At 64.8% G+C, this 17,564-nt stretch carries 18 protein-coding genes; 9 read left to right on the plus strand and 9 right to left on the minus strand.

What is annotated here, in order from left to right; genetic code table 11:
- Nucleotides 1-16 precede the first annotated feature (16 nt).
- Genes ACFQO4_RS10630 through ACFQO4_RS10640 form a run of 3 tightly spaced genes read right to left on the minus strand, consistent with a single transcriptional unit; the run spans nt 17 to nt 4,004 of the window.
- Entirely contained in the window at nt 17-1,306 is a 1,290-nt protein-coding gene (locus ACFQO4_RS10630; RefSeq protein WP_500260890.1) for an amidohydrolase, read from the minus strand.
- Between the two features lie 26 nt (nt 1,307-1,332).
- The gene (locus ACFQO4_RS10635; protein ID WP_500260891.1) at nt 1,333-2,484 is read right to left on the minus strand and encodes a sensor histidine kinase; all 1,152 of its coding nucleotides are present in this window, start codon (nt 2,482-2,484) and stop codon (nt 1,333-1,335) included.
- A 47-nt stretch (nt 2,485-2,531) separates the two neighbouring features.
- On the minus strand, nt 2,532-4,004 hold the full coding sequence (locus ACFQO4_RS10640) for an ATPase domain-containing protein (RefSeq protein WP_500260892.1): 1,473 nt from the start codon (nt 4,002-4,004) through the stop codon (nt 2,532-2,534).
- Nucleotides 4,005-4,268: 264 nt separating this feature from the next.
- Between ACFQO4_RS10640 and ACFQO4_RS10645 the strand changes: the two genes are divergently transcribed.
- Nucleotides 4,269-5,099 carry a stage II sporulation protein M gene (locus ACFQO4_RS10645; protein WP_500260893.1) on the plus strand — a complete coding sequence of 277 codons (831 nt, stop codon included), beginning with the start codon at nt 4,269-4,271 and terminating at the stop codon, nt 5,097-5,099.
- A 61-nt stretch (nt 5,100-5,160) separates the two neighbouring features.
- On the opposite strand, the gene ACFQO4_RS10650 is transcribed toward ACFQO4_RS10645, so the two are convergent.
- Both ACFQO4_RS10650 and ACFQO4_RS10655 read right to left on the minus strand, forming a co-directional pair.
- Nucleotides 5,161-5,604 carry a hypothetical protein gene (locus tag ACFQO4_RS10650; protein ID WP_500260894.1) on the minus strand — a complete coding sequence of 148 codons (444 nt, stop codon included), beginning with the start codon at nt 5,602-5,604 and terminating at the stop codon, nt 5,161-5,163.
- A gap of 72 nt (nt 5,605-5,676) precedes the next feature.
- A complete protein-coding gene (locus ACFQO4_RS10655; RefSeq protein WP_500260895.1) occupies nt 5,677-6,135 on the minus strand; it encodes a universal stress protein in 459 nt (152 codons plus the stop codon).
- A 240-nt stretch (nt 6,136-6,375) separates the two neighbouring features.
- Between ACFQO4_RS10655 and ACFQO4_RS10660 the strand changes: the two genes are divergently transcribed.
- Both ACFQO4_RS10660 and ACFQO4_RS10665 read left to right on the plus strand, forming a co-directional pair.
- Nucleotides 6,376-6,846, plus strand: a complete 471-nt coding sequence (locus ACFQO4_RS10660) for a universal stress protein (protein ID WP_500260896.1) — start codon at nt 6,376-6,378, stop codon at nt 6,844-6,846.
- Between the two features lie 54 nt (nt 6,847-6,900).
- Nucleotides 6,901-8,139 (plus strand): DHH family phosphoesterase, encoded by a 1,239-nt coding sequence (locus ACFQO4_RS10665; protein ID WP_500260897.1) that lies wholly within the window; start codon nt 6,901-6,903, stop codon nt 8,137-8,139.
- 67 nt (nt 8,140-8,206) lie between these two features.
- On the opposite strand, the gene ACFQO4_RS10670 is transcribed toward ACFQO4_RS10665, so the two are convergent.
- Nucleotides 8,207-8,665: a hypothetical protein gene (locus tag ACFQO4_RS10670; protein ID WP_500260898.1), complete on the minus strand. Its 459-nt coding sequence runs from the start codon at nt 8,663-8,665 to the stop codon at nt 8,207-8,209.
- 180 nt (nt 8,666-8,845) lie between these two features.
- Here ACFQO4_RS10670 and ACFQO4_RS10675 point away from each other — a divergent pair, with 180 nt between their 5' ends.
- The gene (locus ACFQO4_RS10675; protein WP_500260899.1) at nt 8,846-9,667 is read left to right on the plus strand and encodes a manganese catalase; all 822 of its coding nucleotides are present in this window, start codon (nt 8,846-8,848) and stop codon (nt 9,665-9,667) included.
- 204 nt (nt 9,668-9,871) lie between these two features.
- Nucleotides 9,872-10,309, plus strand: a complete 438-nt coding sequence (locus ACFQO4_RS10680; protein ID WP_500260900.1) for an SPW repeat protein — start codon at nt 9,872-9,874, stop codon at nt 10,307-10,309.
- 229 nt (nt 10,310-10,538) lie between these two features.
- Here the strand turns inward: ACFQO4_RS10680 and ACFQO4_RS10685 are convergent, their stop codons facing one another.
- Together ACFQO4_RS10685 and tgtA are read right to left on the minus strand one after the other, a co-directional pair.
- Nucleotides 10,539-11,120: a 2Fe-2S iron-sulfur cluster-binding protein gene (locus ACFQO4_RS10685; protein WP_253430884.1), complete on the minus strand. Its 582-nt coding sequence runs from the start codon at nt 11,118-11,120 to the stop codon at nt 10,539-10,541.
- Nucleotides 11,121-11,202: 82 nt separating this feature from the next.
- Nucleotides 11,203-12,690: a tRNA guanosine(15) transglycosylase TgtA gene (gene tgtA, locus ACFQO4_RS10690; protein WP_500260901.1), complete on the minus strand. Its 1,488-nt coding sequence runs from the start codon at nt 12,688-12,690 to the stop codon at nt 11,203-11,205.
- A gap of 248 nt (nt 12,691-12,938) precedes the next feature.
- On the opposite strand from tgtA, the gene ACFQO4_RS10695 reads away from it, so the two are divergent.
- The 3 genes from ACFQO4_RS10695 (at nt 12,939) to npdG (ending at nt 15,831) form a co-directional block, all read left to right on the plus strand.
- Nucleotides 12,939-14,567: a midas domain-containing protein gene (locus tag ACFQO4_RS10695; protein WP_500260902.1), complete on the plus strand. Its 1,629-nt coding sequence runs from the start codon at nt 12,939-12,941 to the stop codon at nt 14,565-14,567.
- A gap of 176 nt (nt 14,568-14,743) precedes the next feature.
- The gene (locus tag ACFQO4_RS10700; RefSeq protein ID WP_500260903.1) at nt 14,744-15,031 is read left to right on the plus strand and encodes a hypothetical protein; all 288 of its coding nucleotides are present in this window, start codon (nt 14,744-14,746) and stop codon (nt 15,029-15,031) included.
- 125 nt (nt 15,032-15,156) lie between these two features.
- Nucleotides 15,157-15,831, plus strand: a complete 675-nt coding sequence (gene npdG / locus ACFQO4_RS10705; protein WP_500260904.1) for an NADPH-dependent F420 reductase — start codon at nt 15,157-15,159, stop codon at nt 15,829-15,831.
- Nucleotides 15,832-16,011: 180 nt separating this feature from the next.
- Here the strand turns inward: npdG and ACFQO4_RS10710 are convergent, their stop codons facing one another.
- On the minus strand, nt 16,012-16,281 hold the full coding sequence (locus ACFQO4_RS10710) for a thioredoxin family protein (protein ID WP_253430898.1): 270 nt from the start codon (nt 16,279-16,281) through the stop codon (nt 16,012-16,014).
- Between the two features lie 231 nt (nt 16,282-16,512).
- Between ACFQO4_RS10710 and ACFQO4_RS10715 the strand changes: the two genes are divergently transcribed.
- On the plus strand, nt 16,513-17,223 hold the full coding sequence (locus tag ACFQO4_RS10715; RefSeq protein ID WP_500260905.1) for a 5-formyltetrahydrofolate cyclo-ligase: 711 nt from the start codon (nt 16,513-16,515) through the stop codon (nt 17,221-17,223).
- The last annotated feature ends 341 nt before the right edge of the window (nt 17,224-17,564 follow it).

Below are 17,564 nucleotides of genomic sequence, written 5' to 3' on the forward strand. Positions count from 1 at the left end.
TACGAACGACCCCGGGTCAGGCCACCCGCTCCAGGACGGCCGCGGCGTGCTCGGTCGCTCGTCGTCGAACGGCGTCCTCGTCGAGCGTCTGGACGACCCGGTCGCGCATCAGCACCTGCCCGTCACAGACCGTGTGGCGGACGTCGCTCGCGGCGGCCGCGTACGTCAGGTGGCTCACGAGGTCGTGACGGGGCGTCAGGTGGGGCGCCTCGAGGTCGATTACGGCGAGGTCGGCCGCGCTGCCGACCTCGAGGCGGCCGCTCTCGAGACCGATGGCGTCGGCGCTCCCCCGAGTGAGCATCTCGACGACAGCCTCGGCGGGGACCGCGCTGGCGTCGTTCGCGGCGAGTTTGCCGAGCATCGCGGCGTCGCGGGCCTCGTCGAGCATCGAGAGGTCGTTGTTCGAGGCGGCGCCGTCCGTGCCGAGGCCGACCGTGGCTCCCGCGTCGAGGAGTTCCTGGACCGGCGCCATGCCGCTGGCGAGTTTCATGTTCGAGGCCGGGCAGTGGATCACGCCGGTCCCGGTCTCGGCGAGTAACTCGATCTCGCGCTCGTTCAGGTGGACGCCGTGGGCGACGAAGTCCTCGGGTTCGAGCATCCCGATCTCGTTGGCGTACTCGAGCGGGCGAACGCCCTGTGCCTCGACGATGGGGTGGACCTCGTCGGCGGTCTCGTTCGCGTGGTAGTGGACCGAGATACCCTCAGCACGGGCCTTCGGGAGGAACTCCTCGAGGATCTCCTGGGAGACGGTCGTCAGCGAGTGGGGCATGAACGCCGTCGAGATGCGGCCGTCGGCCGCGCCGTCGAACTCGCGGGCCACGTCGAGACTCTCTTGGGCATCCGCTCGCGCGTCGGCCTCGTCCTTGCCGACGGTGACGATGCCGTGGCCGAGTCGCGCCCGGAGGCCGGCCTCCTCGACTGCAGCGGCGATCTCGGGCACCTCGAAGTACATGTCGGCGAACCCCGTCACGCCGCCCTTGATGAACTCGAGCAAGCCTAACTCGGTGCCTGCCCGGACGTCCTCGGTGGAGAGGGCGGCCTCGGCGGGCCAGATGTCCTCCTGCAGCCAGGCGTCGAGGGGCTTGTCGTCGGCGTACCCCCGCAGGAGCGTCATCGCGACGTGGGTGTGGCCGTTCACGAAGCCCGGCGTCACCAGACAGTCTGTCGCCTCGAGCGTCTCGTCAGCCGCAAAATCCTCGCCGGTCTCGAGAATCTCGCCGGTCGATTGATCGATCAGTACGTCCGCGCGGTCGACGGTTCCGTCGGGGCGGAGAAGTTCCCCGCCGACGATCGCCAGCGTGGTCATTGCGTGACGTTTCGGCGGGGGAGGTGTTAATCTGCCGTCTCCGATTTCGACGGCGCTTCGACCTCCGCCGAATCGTCGGCCAGTGGCAGCGTGAACGTGAACGTCGACCCTTCCCCGCCTTCGGACTCGACCCAGATCCGTCCGTCGTGGCGGTCGACGATGCGCTTACACAGCGCCAGTCCGATCCCCGTCCCCGGATGTTCGTCGCGGGTGTGCAGTCGCTCGAACACGTCGAAGATCCGATCCTGGTTCTCCGGGCTGATTCCGAGCCCGTCGTCCGTCACGCTCACCCGGCACAGCTCTCCGTCCGCTTCGGCGGCGATATGGACGGTCGGCGACTCCTCGTCGGTGTACTCGAGGGCGTTGCTCAACAGGTTCTGGAAGAGCTGTCGGAGTTGTTCGGCGTCGCCACGAACCGTCGGAAGCGAGCCGACCGTCAGCTCCGCCTGTGACTCTCCGATCTTCATCCGAAGATCCGAACGCACGTTCTCGACGACCGTCTCGAGGTCGACCGGATCGAACGACCCCGACTCGGTGTCGACCCGCGAGTACTCGAGGAGCGCCTTGATCATCCGATGCATGCGTTCGGCGCCGTCGACGGCGAACGCGAGGAACTCCTTCCCCTCCTCGTCGAGTGCGTCGCCGTATCGATTCTCGAGCAACTGGAGGTAACTCGAGACCATCCGCAGGGGCTCCTGGAGGTCGTGACTGGCGGCGTAGGCGAACTGCTCGAGTGCGCGGTTGGACTCCTCGAGGCGGGTGACGGAGTGCATCAACTCGAGGGACTGCCGTCGCCGGGCGAGCAGCGAGTTGAGCTGTCGAACCAGCGGCTCGCGCTCGATCGGCGCGGTGACGATCTCGTCGACCAGGAGCGAGTCGTCGTTCTCGTCCGGGTCGGGGAGGACGATCCGGGGGTTCGTCCGTTCCCGACGAACGAGGACGACTGGACAGAACACTGGACCGCTCTCCTCGACTCGCTCCTCGAGGGCCGCGTGGTAGTCGGGAAACGAGAAGTCGTCGACCAGGTAGGCGTCGGCCTCGACCACCGACTCGTCGGTGAGCACCTCGTAGCGATCCTCGAGCAGGCGTCGGACGGCGGCCCGATTCCGCTCCTGGGAGATCAGGAGCTGAACTCGGATTTCGGACCGTCGTCGCTCGACGCGGTTCGGGTTACTCATTGGTCAGGTGTGTCGGTTGGAGGGGCATCGATCGACTCGAGCGTCGGTCACTCATCCTGTGCGAGGTCGCGAATGTCGCTCATGCGTGGGTTGCCCTGGAGCACGCCGTGAAGTCCCGAAAGCGGGTCGCCGACCCGGAGGCCGTCGTCGGTAATCTCGAACTCCCGGAGACTGTGCTCGAACCCGCCGGTTCGTTTCTTCAAGACGCCGATGACCTTCCGGAGTCGACCGTCCATCTCGACGTAGCTCATGAACGTGAGGTTGTCAGCCAGGTAGCTGATGTTCGGGCTCGTCGCCGTCGAGATGCCGGTGATCTCGGAGATCTCGTTCGTGAAGATGACCGTCACGCCCTCGTTCTTGAGGTAGCGAGTCAGGCCGTGAAGCTTTCGGATCAGTTCCGACTCCTCACCCTGAACCGAAATCGTGTAGCCATCGATGCCGTCGATAAACACGACGTCGGTTCCCTGGGTTTCGACCTGTTCGATGACCCGGTGGGCGAACTCCTCGTTCGAGAGCGTCAGCGGTTCGACCTGCTCGATCGTGAGCGCACCCGATTCGCGCAGCTCGTCGATGGGAAACCCGATCGACCTCGTTCGGTGGCAGTAGGTCTCGAGGCTCTCCTCGAAGAGGTAGGCCGCACACGTCATCCCCTCCTCGATCGCCTGAACCATGAACTGCGTGCCGAGGGTCGTCTTTCCGACGCCGGAGGGACCGCTGATGAACGTGACCGTCCGTTGCTCGAACCCGCCCTCGAGCAGGTCGTCGAGTTCGTCGACTCCCGACTGCAGCGGGGTCGGGTCGAACGCCGTCTCCTCGTGCACGGGAACGACGTCCGGGTAGACCTCGATCCCGTTCTGTCGGATCTCGAGGCCGTGTTCTCCCTCCATCTGTCCGAGCGCGCGGTGTTTCGCGGGGGTGATGCGTCGTCCATCGACCCCGCGAGTGAGTTCGATGATCCCGTCGCTCAGCGAGCGAACCTCGGCGTCGGACTTTTCGTCGTAGGCCGTGGGTGCCGTGGCGACGACCGTGATGTCGCGCTGTTTGAGAAACCGCATGAACGCGAGCATCCGCTTGCGGAACTGATAGCCGCTCGACTCAACGTACCGGAGCTGGGTGATCGGGTCGAGGACGACTCGCGTCGGATCGATCTCCTTGATCGCGTCGTGAACGTCGCGGGTGTACTGCTCTTGCTCGAGGTCGCTCGGGTGGACCAGGTCGTAGGCCTCGTCCTGGGTGAAGAAGTCCGATTCGGGCCCCAGGTCGAGGAATTCGGCATCCCTGACGTCGATTCCGACGGCCAGCCCGTTCGAGACGATTTCCTCCTGGGACTCCTCGCCGTGGATACAGAGCACGGTCTCTCCCTCCTCGAGTCCCGCCTCGAGGAAATGCATACCGAGAAGCGTCTTCCCCGTTCCCGGTTCGCCCTGGACGAGATACATACGGCCACGGACGAGTCCGCCGTTCAGAAGGGTATCGAGGCCATCAATTCCCGATCGGATCGTAGAGATGGATGCCGACATAGATGGCGAGATACTACGAGAGGGGTGAGATAAAAGCTGTGTACTCCGTAGCCTGAAAATCGCAACGGACGACGATTGTCACCGGTATTCGGTACAATCGGTCGGGAATCGGTGCAATATAACGGGCCGCCACCACCGACCGAGTCACCGGCGACCGTCCGATGGCGAACTCGAGTCCGGTTATCGTCGTCCTCCGAGTCCGAAGTCGCTCACCCTCGCTGTCGCGGTCGGCGGATTTATCGCTTTGCTGACCGAACGTGACGTATGGCGACACGTTCGCGACCGGCGACGGACTCGAGACGGAGTCGACGGACACTCGCGCTCGTGCTCGCGCTGGCGGGTCTGTCGCTCCTGACCGCGCTGTACCTCCTGAGCACGGAATCGTCGATTCGTCCGGCCGTTGGCGCGTCACTCCTGGCGCTCGGGTTCGCCGCATTCGTCGTCGTCGACTGGCTGAGCGACCGACGGGTGCTTACAGCTCTCGAGGCCGCGTGGCGCGAGCACCGACCGTACGTCGGGTTCGCTGCCGCGACCTTCGCCGTCGGTATCCTCCTGGGCGTTCTCCTCTACGCGCTCGGGGTCGACCTGCTCGAGTTCGTGCTCGAGGCCTTCGGGGAGGAGTTCATCGGAGACGAGGAACTCGAGTCCGGTAGCGAACCGGGATCCGGAGGTGCGCCGATAGAACTGACGGCCGGATGGTTCGTCGCCAACAACTCGGGCCCCTTCGCGCTCGCCATTCTCGGCGCCGTCTCGCTCGGGGCGTTCACGCTCCTCATCATGGTTTTCAACGGTGTCCTCATCGGAAACCTCGCCGTCGGTATCGGTGGCCTGATCGGCTACGGCGAGTTCGTCGCCCTGCTCGTCCCTCACGGCGTGTTCGAACTCACGGCACTCTTCATTGCCGCCGGTATCGGCTTCCGGCTCGTCCACCGCTTCGGTCAGCGCCTTCGCGGGAGCCGCGACTCGTTTCTCACGAAGCGGTACCTCTACCGGACCGGGCTCCTGGCGTGCTTCGGCTGGTTCCTGCTGGTGCTGGCGGCGTTCGTCGAGGCGTACGTGACCATCGCCATCGTCGAGGCGCTCTTCGGGAGCTGATCGGCTATCGTCGGAACGGGGTCGGGGGAGATGGCGTCAACTATCGATACGGCCCAAACGATCAGTCTCGAGGCGAGTCGTCCACCGGCACCTCCCTGTCGTACGTCGTCACCGGCACGACCACCGAGCCCGGCGGCGCGTCGGTCACCGTCGCCGCCACCGTCGTCTCCTCGAGGTCGGTGTCCGACTCGAGGAACTCGTAGCCGTCGTCCGTCTCGACGGCGACCGCGACGTCGGTCGGACTGGCCCCCGGCGGTAGTTCCGAGGGGTCGTACGGGAGTTCGACGCGGCAGGCCACGAGCCCCTCGACCTCGTCGACGGCGTACAGTTCGACCGGATCACCAAGCGCGCCGGGTGGGGCCTCGACGTCGGACTCGGCCTCGACGATCTCGACGGCGTCGGGGACCGAGGAGGCGACCAGTTCGAGACGGGCGGTTGTTCCGGGAGCGGTCCGCTCGAGCGTCCGTTCGGTGATGTCCTGCGGATCGTAGCCAGGAATGGGCATAGGTTAGCGTTCGGACGGAATCGCCGTAGTTCCTCGGCGTGCTATCGCGTGGTCGGCCGTCCGCGACCGTAGTCAGACCGACAACACCGGCTGGCTCGCGTACGAGAGAACGTACTCGGCGGCCTTCTCGAGGACCTCCGTCGGCGCGTCGGTCACGGATTCGCGCGGGAGCACGATGAAGTCGGCGTCGATCGCGTCGGCCGCGTCGAGGACGACACTTCCGGGGTGGCGCGTCTTGATCGACGACGAGAAGCCGTGAGCCGTCGACGTCGAGAACTTGACGTCGTAGGCGTCGGTCACGCCCGCGACCTCCTCGAGGAAGCCCTGGGTGTTCTCGGCGACGTCGGTCTCGGAGACGACGCCCGAATCCATGCCGTGAACGACCTCCCGTCCGAGGACGAACAGGACGTGGACGGTGGCGTCGTATCGGTCGGCGATGGCGACGGCGTACTCGACGGCGGTGGCGGAGTCCTCGCTGCCGTCGACCGGGGCGAGCACGGTGTCGACGGTGAGCGGATCGCTGACGTCCATACGGCCAGTGGGTGTGCCGATGGCAAAAAACCAACCGTCTCCACGCTCGGGCGGTCGTCCGTCGGCCGCGGTGTCGAGACGCGCCCACCGTCGACCGGAGTGTCGAAACGCGCCGTCCGTCTTCGAGATATGGAGGCGCGCCGTTCGCTCGAGGCATCGATTCCGACCGATCGGTTCCGACTGACACCGCACCAGCGACGTTCGAATGCGTTTATAGGCTCGGAGGGGAAACGTACGACCATGTTCGACACGGTCGTCGTCGCGACGGACGGGTCCGAGAGCGTCGAGCGCGCCGTCGAGGTCGGCATCGACCTCGCCGCCCGGTTCGGCGCCGACGTACACGCCCTCTCGGTCGTCGACGCCAGCGAAGTCGACGCCTCGCCCGAACAGCTCCGCGAGGAGTTCCGAACCGCCCTCGAGACCCACGCCGAAGGCGCGCTCTCGAGCGTTCGCGACGAGGCCGGTCCCGGAATCACGACCGCGGTCCGGGAGGGTCGTCCGGCCCCCGAGATCGTCGCGTACGCGCGCGAGCAGGACGCGGATCTGATCGTCACCGGCACGCGCGGTCGTCACGGGGAGAACCGCCTCCTGCTGGGGAGCGTCGCCGAGCGCGTCGTCCGCACGTCGCCGATTCCGGTCCTGACGGTCCGACAGCTCCCCGACGCGGAAGGCGAGGAGACGGCCGCCGGGAGCAGTCAGGCGACGACCTGAACGGACTCGAGCGACATCCGGCGGTTACTTCCCTCTCGCCCCCGCAGCAGGGGTATGGACGCCGATCTCATCTCGAGTTCCGATCTCCCACTGGCTCGCAAATCCGTACTCCCGGGCACCGGCTTCTTCCTGCCCGACGACGTCGAGGACGACCTCGAAGAGCAGAAAGCGCGGGCCGCCCTCGAGGGCGCCGAGGTCGCCGTCGTCGCGGACCCGGACGCCGACGGACTGGCCTGCGTGGCCATGATTCGCGAGGCGTACGACGACGTGCAGGTGGTTCCGGAGCCGCCGACGGACGACCGGGACGAGGACGAGAGTGACGGGATCGGTGAAGGCGAGGCCGATCCCGGCCCCGACCCCGATGCCGACCCCCTCGAGGAACCCGAACCGACCCCCCACCGCGTCGCCCTGCTCCCCGCGAGCCCCCACAACGTCGAGGAGGCCCTCGAACGGGTCGCCACCTACGCCGAACCGGGGATCGACTGCTACGTTTGCGACCTCTGTCCGGATCGCTACGAGTACGTCGAGGACGAACTCGCGGCACTGCTCGAGGTCGCCGGCGACGTCTCGTGGTTCGACCACCACCAGTGGGACGACGCCGTCGCCGAAGCGGTCAGGGACGCGGGCGTCGACCTCGTCGTCGGCGACTCCGAGGAGGAGTGTACCGCCGACGTGACCCTTCGGTCGCTCGCCTACGACTTCGACCAGAAGTACGAGACCCTCGCGGCGGTCACCCGCGACCACGATCTCTGGCTCCGCGAGGACCCTCGTAGCGACGACCTGGCCGACTACGCCTACTGGACGAACCCCGCGGAGTACGTCGAGGTCGTCCGAGAGTACGGCGTCGACTTCCCCGCGTGGGTGCGCGAGTTCATCACCGAGCGCCGCGTCGAGAAGGAGGCCCTGATCGAGCAGGCAGTCGGCCGCGCGAAGTTCCACGACGTCGGCGGCTACACCGTCGGCGTCACCTACGGACGCTGTTCGCAAAACGAGGTCGCCGAGGCCATGCGCGAGGAAGGCGCCGACGCCTCCGTCGTCGTCAAACCCGCCGGGTCGGCCTCGATTCGCGGCACCGACGAATTCGACCGCTGCCACGAGGTCGCGGGACGAGTCAACGGTGGCGGCCACCCGAAGGCGGCGGGCTGTAAGCCCGACATCTACGACGACATGCTCGATTACGCCCACCACTGGACGACCCGAGGCGCGGTCACGAAGCAGGTCATCCTCGAGGCGTTCGAGGACGTCGTCGAGAGTTCGAATGCGGAGACCGCAGAGACGGAACTCGAGGAGTAAGACTGACCGCGGATCGACCTTCTCTCCGCCGACCACGTGGCCGGCCGCCCGTCGTTCGTCGTTTCGTTCACGGGTTCACGGCAGCAGGCGCAGATTCCTCGTCGAACTCGAGCTCGACGTCGATCACGTTTCGACCAAGAGTCGTCGAACCGGAACGACGAGACGAGCCGAGCGTGATCGTTCGGCCTCGCCGAGGCAGGTCGGAGTCGGTAAAGTGAAAGGCGCGAAACGACCGGGAGCCGTGGAACGTGATGACGTTCGTTACGTAGGTCTGCTCGAGCGCTCGCGGTCGCCAGTCGAGATCGCGTTCGACGAGCGAGCAGCGCGATCCGGGCGCGTACTGGTACGAGAACATCGCACCGTGCGTGGGGACGGGGTCCGACCGAGGCGACCCGCGTTCGGTCGCCGTCTCGGATTCGTCCGCGCTCTCGACGCGTCCGATCAGCCCGCTGGCCGCCCCAACGGTTCCGGATTGGAGCACTCGTCGTCTCGTCGTCGTTCGCTCGTCGAGGGTGTCGGAAGTCATAGAAACTCGAGCCACCGCACGGACCACGGGCGCCGAGAAAAAGGTGTGTTGCCGACGGTGCTGACGTTTCGCCGACGTTGTATCTCTCTCGCGTCGGTCTCTCGTACTCCGTATAATTACAGCATCCACTATGTATGAAATATTTATCTCGAGCGATGATGTCGGGGGAGTGGAGAAACGATGTTCTTTCAAGAACCAACACTTCAGTACGAGGTCACCGTCGAAGAGCCGGACCCGCACTTCGCCAAACTGCTCCAGCAGGCGATTGGCGGACAAGAGGGAGAGATGCGCGTCGCTCTCCAGTACATGTTCCAGGCGTGGGCGCTGCCCGAGGAGTACGAAGCGTACCGGAATCTCCTGATGGAAACCGCCGCCGAGGAACTCGGCCACATCGAGATGCTCGCCACGGCCGTCACGAAGAACCTCCGCGGCTCGCCCAAACAGATGCGCGAGGAGACCGAAAACGACGCAGCCGCCGCCGCGGCGATGACCGGCCAGAATCCGCGCCAGTTCCTCTCGTCCGGGCTCTCGGCGATGCCCGTCGACAGCAACGGCGTTCCCTTCACGGCCGGCTATATCGCCGCCTCGGGTAACCTCGCGGGCGACCTGTACGCGAACGTGATGGCCGAGGCGACCGGACGCACGCTCGCGACGCGCCTCTGGGAGTACACCGACGACCCCGGGATGAAGGACATGCTCTCGTACCTCATCGCCCGCGACACCATGCACCAGAACCAGTGGCTCGAGGCCCTGGAGTCGCTCGAGGACCCGGTTCCGGTTCCTGCGAGCTTTCCACAGGAGGAGGAGAACCAGGAGTTCAATTACGCGTTCATGTCTACCCGGAGAGAGCCCCAGGAGGATCCCGGATACCCGTGGACGGAAGGTGACTCGCCCGACGGAAAAGGCGAGTTCTCCTACCTCGCGGAACAACCCGGAGATGGCGAGGTCGTCGCCCCGGATCCGGACCCGAAGACGTACAACGATCCGAACGATTCGGAGTGAGTTCGGCGCGCAGCGACGCGCACCGGCCCACCAATCGGCGACGAACGCGCGGTAAAGCGGAGAAACGCCAGCCGTCGTTCGAGTAGCCTGCCACACGTGCGGACGCGGTAACCCGAACTTACGTCCACAGGGTTTCGTCCTCCCGACGGGTGCAAGCACCGCCGTTATCCTTAGCTGGGCTACAGATTCGGACGGAGTTCAATCATGAGCGATACACCGACTGACACCGAATCGAGCGGTCGCCGCGAGTCCGCGCGAAATACCATAAACACTGACGTAATGCAGTGGCTGAGCGCCCTGGTCGCGCTGATCGGCCTGTACGTCGTCGCGTCGCCGTTCATCTTCGAAGCCACGGACACAGCGATCTGGAACGACACACTCATCGGAACGGCGATTTTCCTGCTCGCCGGGTACAACTTCTACCGCCTCTCGAGGGATCGACTGGCGAGCGTCGGCGCCGCATCGCTGACCGTCCTGCTCGGCCTGTGGTTGTTGATCGCACCCTCGTTCATCGAGATGGGGAGTGATCAACTCGCGACCGGTACCGCCATCTCAGGCGCGCTCGTGGCTCTCCTCTCGGCGTACAACGCGTACGCCAACAACAAGGCCGACGCGCCCGACCGTGCTCGTGCTCGCGCCTGAGACGGTCGGTCTTCCGCTTTCAGAGAACGAGTAGTGATTTCGGCTGCGAGTGGCGTTTCGTCATCGATACGTCCGGGAAGCAGGTCGAGACAGCGGAAGTGATCGAAGCGTACTATAGTTTCTTATCAAACCTCGAGCCAACTCGTTCGCTCGAGGAACGCGTCGAAATCACGCGACGTGTGAAAGAATAGCGACCACGAAACGAGTCGGGAAGCGGGAGTCGAACCGACTACGGCGCTTCGTTCGTCTCGATCGAGAACTCGCCGCGCGGATAGCCGACGCACGTGAGGACGTATCCCTCACCCATCTCGTTCTCGTCGAGCATCTGCTGGTTGTCGTGTTCGATGAGTTCGTTCGCGTCACCGGAAATCTTGGCCGAACAGGAGACGCAACTGCCCTCGCGGCAGGCGTAGGGCAGGTCCCAGCCCTGGTCTTCGCCCTGGTCGAGCAGCGGTTCGTTGTTCGCGACCTCGATCGTTTCGCCTTCCTTGACCCACTCGACCTCGTAGTACTCGATTTCGTCCTCGGGGATGTCCCCCGGTCCCGAGGCGGCCTCGCTCTCGCCCTCGCCGCCCTCGAGTTCGCCACCGGCTTCGCCGCCACCGACGGCCGCGACGGCGCCACCACCGCCGATGGCCCGGTTCATCGGCTCCGGGAAGTCCGTCTCGGGGACGCTCTTCGCACGGTGTTCGAGGACGTCCTGGGAGATGTCCTCGGTCGGGCGCCACGGGGTCCCGCGGGCGAAGTGAAGTACGGTCGCCCCGAGGGTCAGGGTGAGCCCGATGATGAGCCCCATCTGGCTGTAGTCCATATGCGTGGGATTTGGGTGCAGTGATTTATGTGTGTTGTTCTTTCCTCGTACGGCGTTTCGAGGGCGGTCTGGACACCGACGATCAGCGCGGCGAGCGATCGGTCGTCAGGTCGAGACACCGCACGTCCTCGGGCACAGACTCGAGGACGCTCGCCGGCCAGTGGCGGTGGCCCAGCGTGAACTCGCTGTCGGGGTTGGCATCGACCAGTCGGGCGATCCCCACGGCCGCCGCCTCGAGGGCCGCCCGATCCCGGCGGTCGGGCACCTCGGCCGCGAGGGGGTACGTTCGCGAGAGTGCCCGCGGGAAGGGGCCGAAGGGAGGCAAAACGCGCCAGGAGGCGTCGTATCGGTCCTCGTTCGAGGCGTCGCCCTCGGTGAGGAAGACAGCGTCGGGTACGGAAAGGCGCCCGAGGCGCCGGTGGTGGCGAAGCACTTCCGGACGGCGGGCGCTCTCGTGAGAGGTGTAGAAGAACGTCCCCTTCGAGATGGGGTCGGTCCGCTCGAGTTGCTCGGCGTGATCCAGGAGGGCGCGGTAGCCGTCGAGCATCGTTGGGTGCGACCGGGCGCGCTGCTCGACTAGTTCGAGGAGGCGGCCCGCGCGGATCGCGTCCTTGATCCGCCGGATCTCGGCGAAGCTGACGTGGAGGTTGTGTTCGGCGAGCGCCGTTTCACGGGCGTCGTCGTCCAGCGCGGCCAGGCTGTCGGGGTCGTGGCTGGTGCAGATTGGACAGGGGCAGGGGAGGTGCGTAAGGTCATCGAGGTGGCGCGTCCCCCGGACGGTGAGGTAGCGGTCGTCGCGGGCGTAGAGGGCGTAGGCGGCGGAGTCGAAGAGGTCGCAGCCGATGGCGGCCGCGAGGGCGAACATCATGGGGTGGCCCGCCCCGAAGAGGTGGACCGGCGCGTCCGCGCCTAGCCCCCGCTTGGCGGCGGCTACGACGTCGACCATGTCGTCGTAGCGGTAGTCGTTCATCAGCGGGACGACCGCACCCACGGGAAACACGTCGAGGTCGGTCCCGTCGGCGTGTCGGCCCGCCCGCTCGCGCAGATCGAGGTGGGTCGAGCCCTGGACGGGCGCGTTGACGAGCATCTCGCCGGTGTCGACGGCTTCGGCGGCCTCGAGGCGCTCCTGGGTGGTTTCGAGTTCGGTCTCGGCGCGTTCGCGAGAAACGTCCGGCGGGGTCGGGATGTCCACGGGCGTCCCGATGTCCGAGCCGACCGCGCGCTGAAATTCGAGGATCTCCTCGGTCGTGACGGAGATGTCGCCATATTCGGACAGCTGGAAGGAGCCGGAGTCGGTCATGATCGCGCCGTCGAAATCCAGGAGGTCGTGGAGGCCGTCCTCGAGCGCCCGCTCGCGGACGTCCTGGCTATTGTGGATGATGTAGGCGTTGGTGATCAGGATCTCCGCGCCGAAGTCCTCGCGCAGGCGGCCCGGTTCGACGGTGTCGAGGTGGGGGTTGATGACGGGGAGAAGGGCAGGCGTCTCGACTACGGTGTCGGCCCGCGGGACCGTCAACTCACCGAGGCGACCGCCGGCGTCTGTTGCCCGGATTTCGAAGCACTCGCGCATCGGCCGAGTGTTGACGAGCGCGCCGGTAAACGTTCCGTTCCGAAGCGCTAAGACCGGGTGGTCAGCGTATGCAAGCGATGTGCCAATACCTACGTGTCCCCACTGGGCCCCAGCGAAGCCGATCGAGGACGATACTATCAGTAAAACACCATTATCGACCGTTTTGAGAGTACAGCGCTGGTTTCATGCGAAGAAAGCCCGTAACAGTCTCTTTGTTTTACTCTCACCGTCGCCGTCGGTCGAATCGCATGGTTTCACGAGCACAGAAACTGACCGTCATCCTCGTCACCGCCCTGGTCGCCGTCGCGATCGGCGGCGGCCCTGCTCTGGCAGCGGCGACAACAGGGACGACGAGTGCGAGTGATGACGCGACAACGGGAGACACGAGCGTATCGATCGAGAACGTCCAGGTCGGAACCCTGGAACTCGAGAACGTCACCCTCGAGAACGTGACGATTGAAGAGTTGAACGTCGAGACGCTGAACGTCGAAGACGAGGAACTCGAGCAGGCACTCGAGGAGGACAACGAGACGGACGAGACGGACGATTCGGGGGCGAACGACACCGATACGGAGACTGATACCGAGAACGACACCGATGTCGGTACGGACGACGAAGACAACGAAACCGACGTCGGCACCGACGCGGGCGACGGCGACGACCTCGGAACGGACTCCCAGGAGATCACCATTTCGGATATCGAGATCGAGTCGCTCGAACTCGAGAACGTCTCGATGAGTGATCTTAGCTTCGAGGAAGAAGGGATGAGTGACGGCGTCGGCACTGACGAGAACGATAGTGTCGACGGCGAGATGGACGACGACAACGAAACCGACGTTGGAACCGACGACGGCGAAGATAACGAGACGGACGTCGGTACGGACGATGGAGACAACGAGACCGATACTGACGTCGGTGTGGACGGCGACGATAACGAGACTGACGTCGGTGTGGATGGCGACAACGAAACCACTGGAGAGAACGTCATCGAGGAGGATACCGACGAACTCGTCGTCCAGAACGTTACTATCGAGGAGATGAACGTCGAAGAGCTCACCATCGAGGAACTCACCGTCGAGGGAGACGAAGAGGGCATCCTCGAGCAGATCGGTGGCTTCTTCGAGGGGCTGTTAGACGGTGACGGTGACGACGACAACGAGACGGACACCGACGTTGGGACCGACGACGAGGACGACAACGAGACTGACGTCGGCATGGACGACGAAGACAACGAGACCGACGTTGGTACCGAGGATGGAGACAACGAGACCGACGTCGGCACAGAGGACGGCGACAACGAAACGGACGAGCAAAACACACAGGAGATCGAAGAACTCACCATCGAAACCTTCGAAATCGATGAGCTCACCGTCGAATCGATGACCATCCAGTCACTCGAGAGTAGCGACGAAGCGGGCGTCGACACCGAGGACGATAACGAGACCGAGACGGACGTCGGTACGGACGACGATGACGACAACGAAACCGACGTTGGAACCGACGATGGCGAGGACAACGAGACCGATATCGGAACCGACGATGGCGAAGATAACGAAACCGACGTCGGTACGGACGACAGTGAAGATAACGAGACCGATATCGGGACCGACGACGAAGATAACGAGACTGACGTCGGCACCGATAACGGGATGGACGACACCGGTGAAACCATCGAGTTCGTCTCCGCCAGCGAGGTAACCGTCGAGAACTCCACCGCCGAAACGGTCACGCTCGGCGACACGAGCGAACTCGAGGAGGCACTCGGTGAGGACGGTGCCAACGAGACGGACACCGGTACTGACACCGACGACACCGAAACCGAGAACGACACCAACGACACCGAAACCGATCAGCGTTCACTGCCGTTCCTCGGCTGAGAAGTCGCAACCGGTGGACGCAGTCCACTGACCTTTCGGTTTTTTCGCACACTCGAGTGCCGACGAGCAACAGCATTCGACGGACAGTGCTCGTCGACCGACACCGCCGGGCACCTCCGCACCCAGCCGAAACCAGCCGGCCCGACCTTGATACCGCCCCACCTCGTAGCGACCGTATGGCCGATCACTCCCTCGACGAAATCGAGGCAGCCCTCGAGCGCGCGACCGACCTCGAGACCGACGAGGCGGTTACCGTCCTCGAAGACGCGCGACGAAAGCTAGAGGACCTCGACGATTCGGAACTCCAGGAGGTGAACCTGGACGTCGACCTCGAGGGTCACGCATCGCCTCGGGAAGCCCTGGAGACGCGAATCGAGCAGCGAATCCGCGAAATCGAGGATCGCGACGCCTACGGCGGCGGTCTCGGGTCGGCGATGAACCCGGAAGACGGCGACGCGCCATGAGCCGTGAACCGTGAGGCGGACACCCGTCTTCGGCCCTTTTTCGTTCTCGAGTGAACGCCCACCGAAACCGGCAGGGCCGGCCGAACACCTAGCGATTAATCACCCTGCCGACCCCAGAATCGGGTATGCGAATCGCACTCCTCGGTGGGACCGGCGACATCGGCGAAGGACTGGCGCTGCGCTTTGCTCGAGACACCGACCACGAGATTCTGATCGGCTCTCGCGACCCGGAGAAGGCTCGAGACGCCGCCGACACGTACGTCGAAGCGATCGAATCCCAGTCACGCGGCGGGGAGCCCACGGTCAAGGGCTTCGCCAACGAGATGGCGGCCGACCGTGCGGACGTCGTCGTGCTCGCGGTGCCGCCGTACCACGTCGGCGACACGGTCGAGGCAGTCGCCGAAAAGCTCGACGCGGACTCGATCCTGGTCAGCCCCGCGGTCGGGATGAAAGGCGACGAGGACGGCCTGCACTACCACCCGCCTGGAACCGGGAGCGTCACGGCGCTCGTCGCCCAGCGCGCCCCCGACGACGTACCGGTCGTCGGCGCGTTCCACAACCTCGCCGCCGCGAAACTGTCGAACCTCGAGGCCGACCTGGACGTCGATACCCTGGTCGTCGGCGACGACGCCTCGGCGAAGGAGATGGTGCGGCGACTGGCGACGGAGATCGACGGCCTCCGGGCGCTCGACGCCGGCCCAATCGCCAACGCACCCGAGGTCGAGAGCGTGACGCCGCTCGTGATCAACGTCGCCCGGTACAACGACGACATGCGCGACGTCGGCGTTCGATTCCACTGACCAGCCTGCAGAACGAGCACGTCGTCACCCCGCAACGGGAGGAAGATACGACGGCGTCACGACACTGATTGTCGACGACACTCCCTCTCACGGGCGCGAACGCAGAGCATCGATGGATCGGCCTCGAGCCTCGAGAAGGAATGCGAAACGATCGCTCGGGTCTACGTTCGGTCGCGGCCCTTACGCGCCGGCCGATTCGAGGGCGTCCTCGATGTCCTCGCGCTGGGTAACGCCGACGAAGCGTTCGACCACGCCGTCGTCGTTCTCGATGATGAGCGTCGGCAACGAGCGAACCTGATACTCGTTCGCGACGTCCTGTTCCTCGTCGACGTTGACCTTCTCCACTTCGAATCGGCCGTCCCAGTCGTCCTCGAGTTCCTCGAGGATCGGGTCCTGGGTCTTACAGGGGCCACACCAGTCCGCGTAGAAGTCCTTGAGCGTAACAGTCATGCCGTTCATCGGATCTTTCCGCCCGCCGCGCATAAGGGTTTCCCACCTGTGTATGCTTGCCGGAAGTCCGGGTGTTAGATGTGTAAGAGGTCCATACGCCGTAGTGAGGAAGCGGTCGATCGTATTCAGAGACCAGCGGAACTCACCGAAGACCACGGAGACCAGCGGCGAGCGACACGACGATCGGTCGAAATCACCATCACCATAGGGACGGTGAGACGAACGACCTGTATGGAGAAAGACGCGATCCGCGAACGAATCTGGGACGACCTCGAGTCCTCGGGGGAGGCCCGCTTTCCCTACCCGCCACACGGCCGAATTCCGAATTTCGAGGGGGCGAAAGAGGCCGCGGCGATGCTGGCCGACCAACCGGAGTGGCGGGCCGCAGAGACGATCAAGGCCAATCCGGACGCGCCACAGCTACCCGTGCGGCGGCAAGCGCTTCGAGACGGAAAGTCGGTCTACATGGCGGTGCCGCGCCTTCGAGACGAGCGGTGCTTTCTGGAACTCGATCCAGAGACGCTCGAGGACTACGACGCGGCGACGACGGTCTCTGGATCGTCGACCCACGGGACGCCGGTTCGGCCGGAGTCCGTCCCCGACATCGACCTGATCGTCTCCGGAAGCGTCGCCGTCGACGAAACGGGAACGCGGATCGGCAAAGGCGAGGGCTACAGCGACCTCGAGTACGCCATCCTTCGCGAACTCGGTCTGGTCGACGACGAGACAGTCGTCGCGACGACCGTCCACGAACGACAGCTGGTCTCGGGTCTCGAGTCGGACACACACGACGTCCCGATGGATCTGATCGTCACGCCCGAACGCGTTCTCCGCCCGGATCCGGCCGACAGACCGGCAGGTATCGACTGGAATGCACTCGCTGACGAACGGCTAGACGAGATCCCGATACTGCGGGCACTTCGAGACGACATCGACGACTAGAGAACGGTCTCGAGGGTGGAGAATTGCAGGGACGAAGGAGGCCGGTGCAGAGCCTCCGTCGTCGACAGCCACGAACCGGCCGAAGGAGGTGCAGGCCTCCGTCCGCGAACGTGGCGCGGCAATGGTGGGGAAGGGTGCTGTGGTGGGTTGCTGGAAGTCACGGGATCGACTAAGGCTTGGGGTGCCTCTTGTGGTGGGATTCGCCCGTCGACCTCCATCGAGGACAACGAGTGGTAGTTACTTCAACGCCGGTGTCGGTCCACCCGATTCGGTCGGATTCTACCACACTTTACCCGGATTTAATCGGCCGAATTCGAGGGTTAGAAAGTTCATTAACGGCA

This window comes from Saliphagus sp. GCM10025334 (assembly GCF_042663485.1).
Taxonomy (GTDB): domain Archaea; phylum Halobacteriota; class Halobacteria; order Halobacteriales; family Natrialbaceae; genus Natronosalvus.

Bases quoted from the DNA above. Each gene is read 5' to 3' on its own strand.
- ACFQO4_RS10650 (WP_500260894.1), bottom strand. From the start codon at position 5,604: ATGCCCATTCCTGGCTACGATCCGCAGGACATCACCGAACGGACGCTC.
- ACFQO4_RS10660 (WP_500260896.1), top strand. From the start codon at position 6,376: ATGTTCGACACGGTCGTCGTCGCGACGGACGGGTCCGAGAGCGTCGAG.
- ACFQO4_RS10630 (WP_500260890.1), bottom strand. From the start codon at position 1,306: ATGACCACGCTGGCGATCGTCGGCGGGGAACTTCTCCGCCCCGACGGA.
- ACFQO4_RS10695 (WP_500260902.1), top strand. From the start codon at position 12,939: ATGGTTTCACGAGCACAGAAACTGACCGTCATCCTCGTCACCGCCCTG.
- ACFQO4_RS10710 (WP_253430898.1), bottom strand. From the start codon at position 16,281: ATGACTGTTACGCTCAAGGACTTCTACGCGGACTGGTGTGGCCCCTGT.
- ACFQO4_RS10645 (WP_500260893.1), top strand. From the start codon at position 4,269: ATGGCGACACGTTCGCGACCGGCGACGGACTCGAGACGGAGTCGACGG.
- ACFQO4_RS10715 (WP_500260905.1), top strand. From the start codon at position 16,513: ATGGAGAAAGACGCGATCCGCGAACGAATCTGGGACGACCTCGAGTCC.
- npdG (WP_500260904.1), top strand. From the start codon at position 15,157: ATGCGAATCGCACTCCTCGGTGGGACCGGCGACATCGGCGAAGGACTG.
- ACFQO4_RS10665 (WP_500260897.1), top strand. From the start codon at position 6,901: ATGGACGCCGATCTCATCTCGAGTTCCGATCTCCCACTGGCTCGCAAA.
- ACFQO4_RS10675 (WP_500260899.1), top strand. From the start codon at position 8,846: ATGTTCTTTCAAGAACCAACACTTCAGTACGAGGTCACCGTCGAAGAG.
- ACFQO4_RS10655 (WP_500260895.1), bottom strand. From the start codon at position 6,135: ATGGACGTCAGCGATCCGCTCACCGTCGACACCGTGCTCGCCCCGGTC.
- ACFQO4_RS10685 (WP_253430884.1), bottom strand. From the start codon at position 11,120: ATGGACTACAGCCAGATGGGGCTCATCATCGGGCTCACCCTGACCCTC.
- ACFQO4_RS10670 (WP_500260898.1), bottom strand. From the start codon at position 8,665: ATGACTTCCGACACCCTCGACGAGCGAACGACGACGAGACGACGAGTG.
- ACFQO4_RS10635 (WP_500260891.1), bottom strand. From the start codon at position 2,484: ATGAGTAACCCGAACCGCGTCGAGCGACGACGGTCCGAAATCCGAGTT.
- ACFQO4_RS10700 (WP_500260903.1), top strand. From the start codon at position 14,744: ATGGCCGATCACTCCCTCGACGAAATCGAGGCAGCCCTCGAGCGCGCG.
- ACFQO4_RS10640 (WP_500260892.1), bottom strand. From the start codon at position 4,004: ATGTCGGCATCCATCTCTACGATCCGATCGGGAATTGATGGCCTCGAT.
- ACFQO4_RS10680 (WP_500260900.1), top strand. From the start codon at position 9,872: ATGAGCGATACACCGACTGACACCGAATCGAGCGGTCGCCGCGAGTCC.
- tgtA (WP_500260901.1), bottom strand. From the start codon at position 12,690: ATGCGCGAGTGCTTCGAAATCCGGGCAACAGACGCCGGCGGTCGCCTC.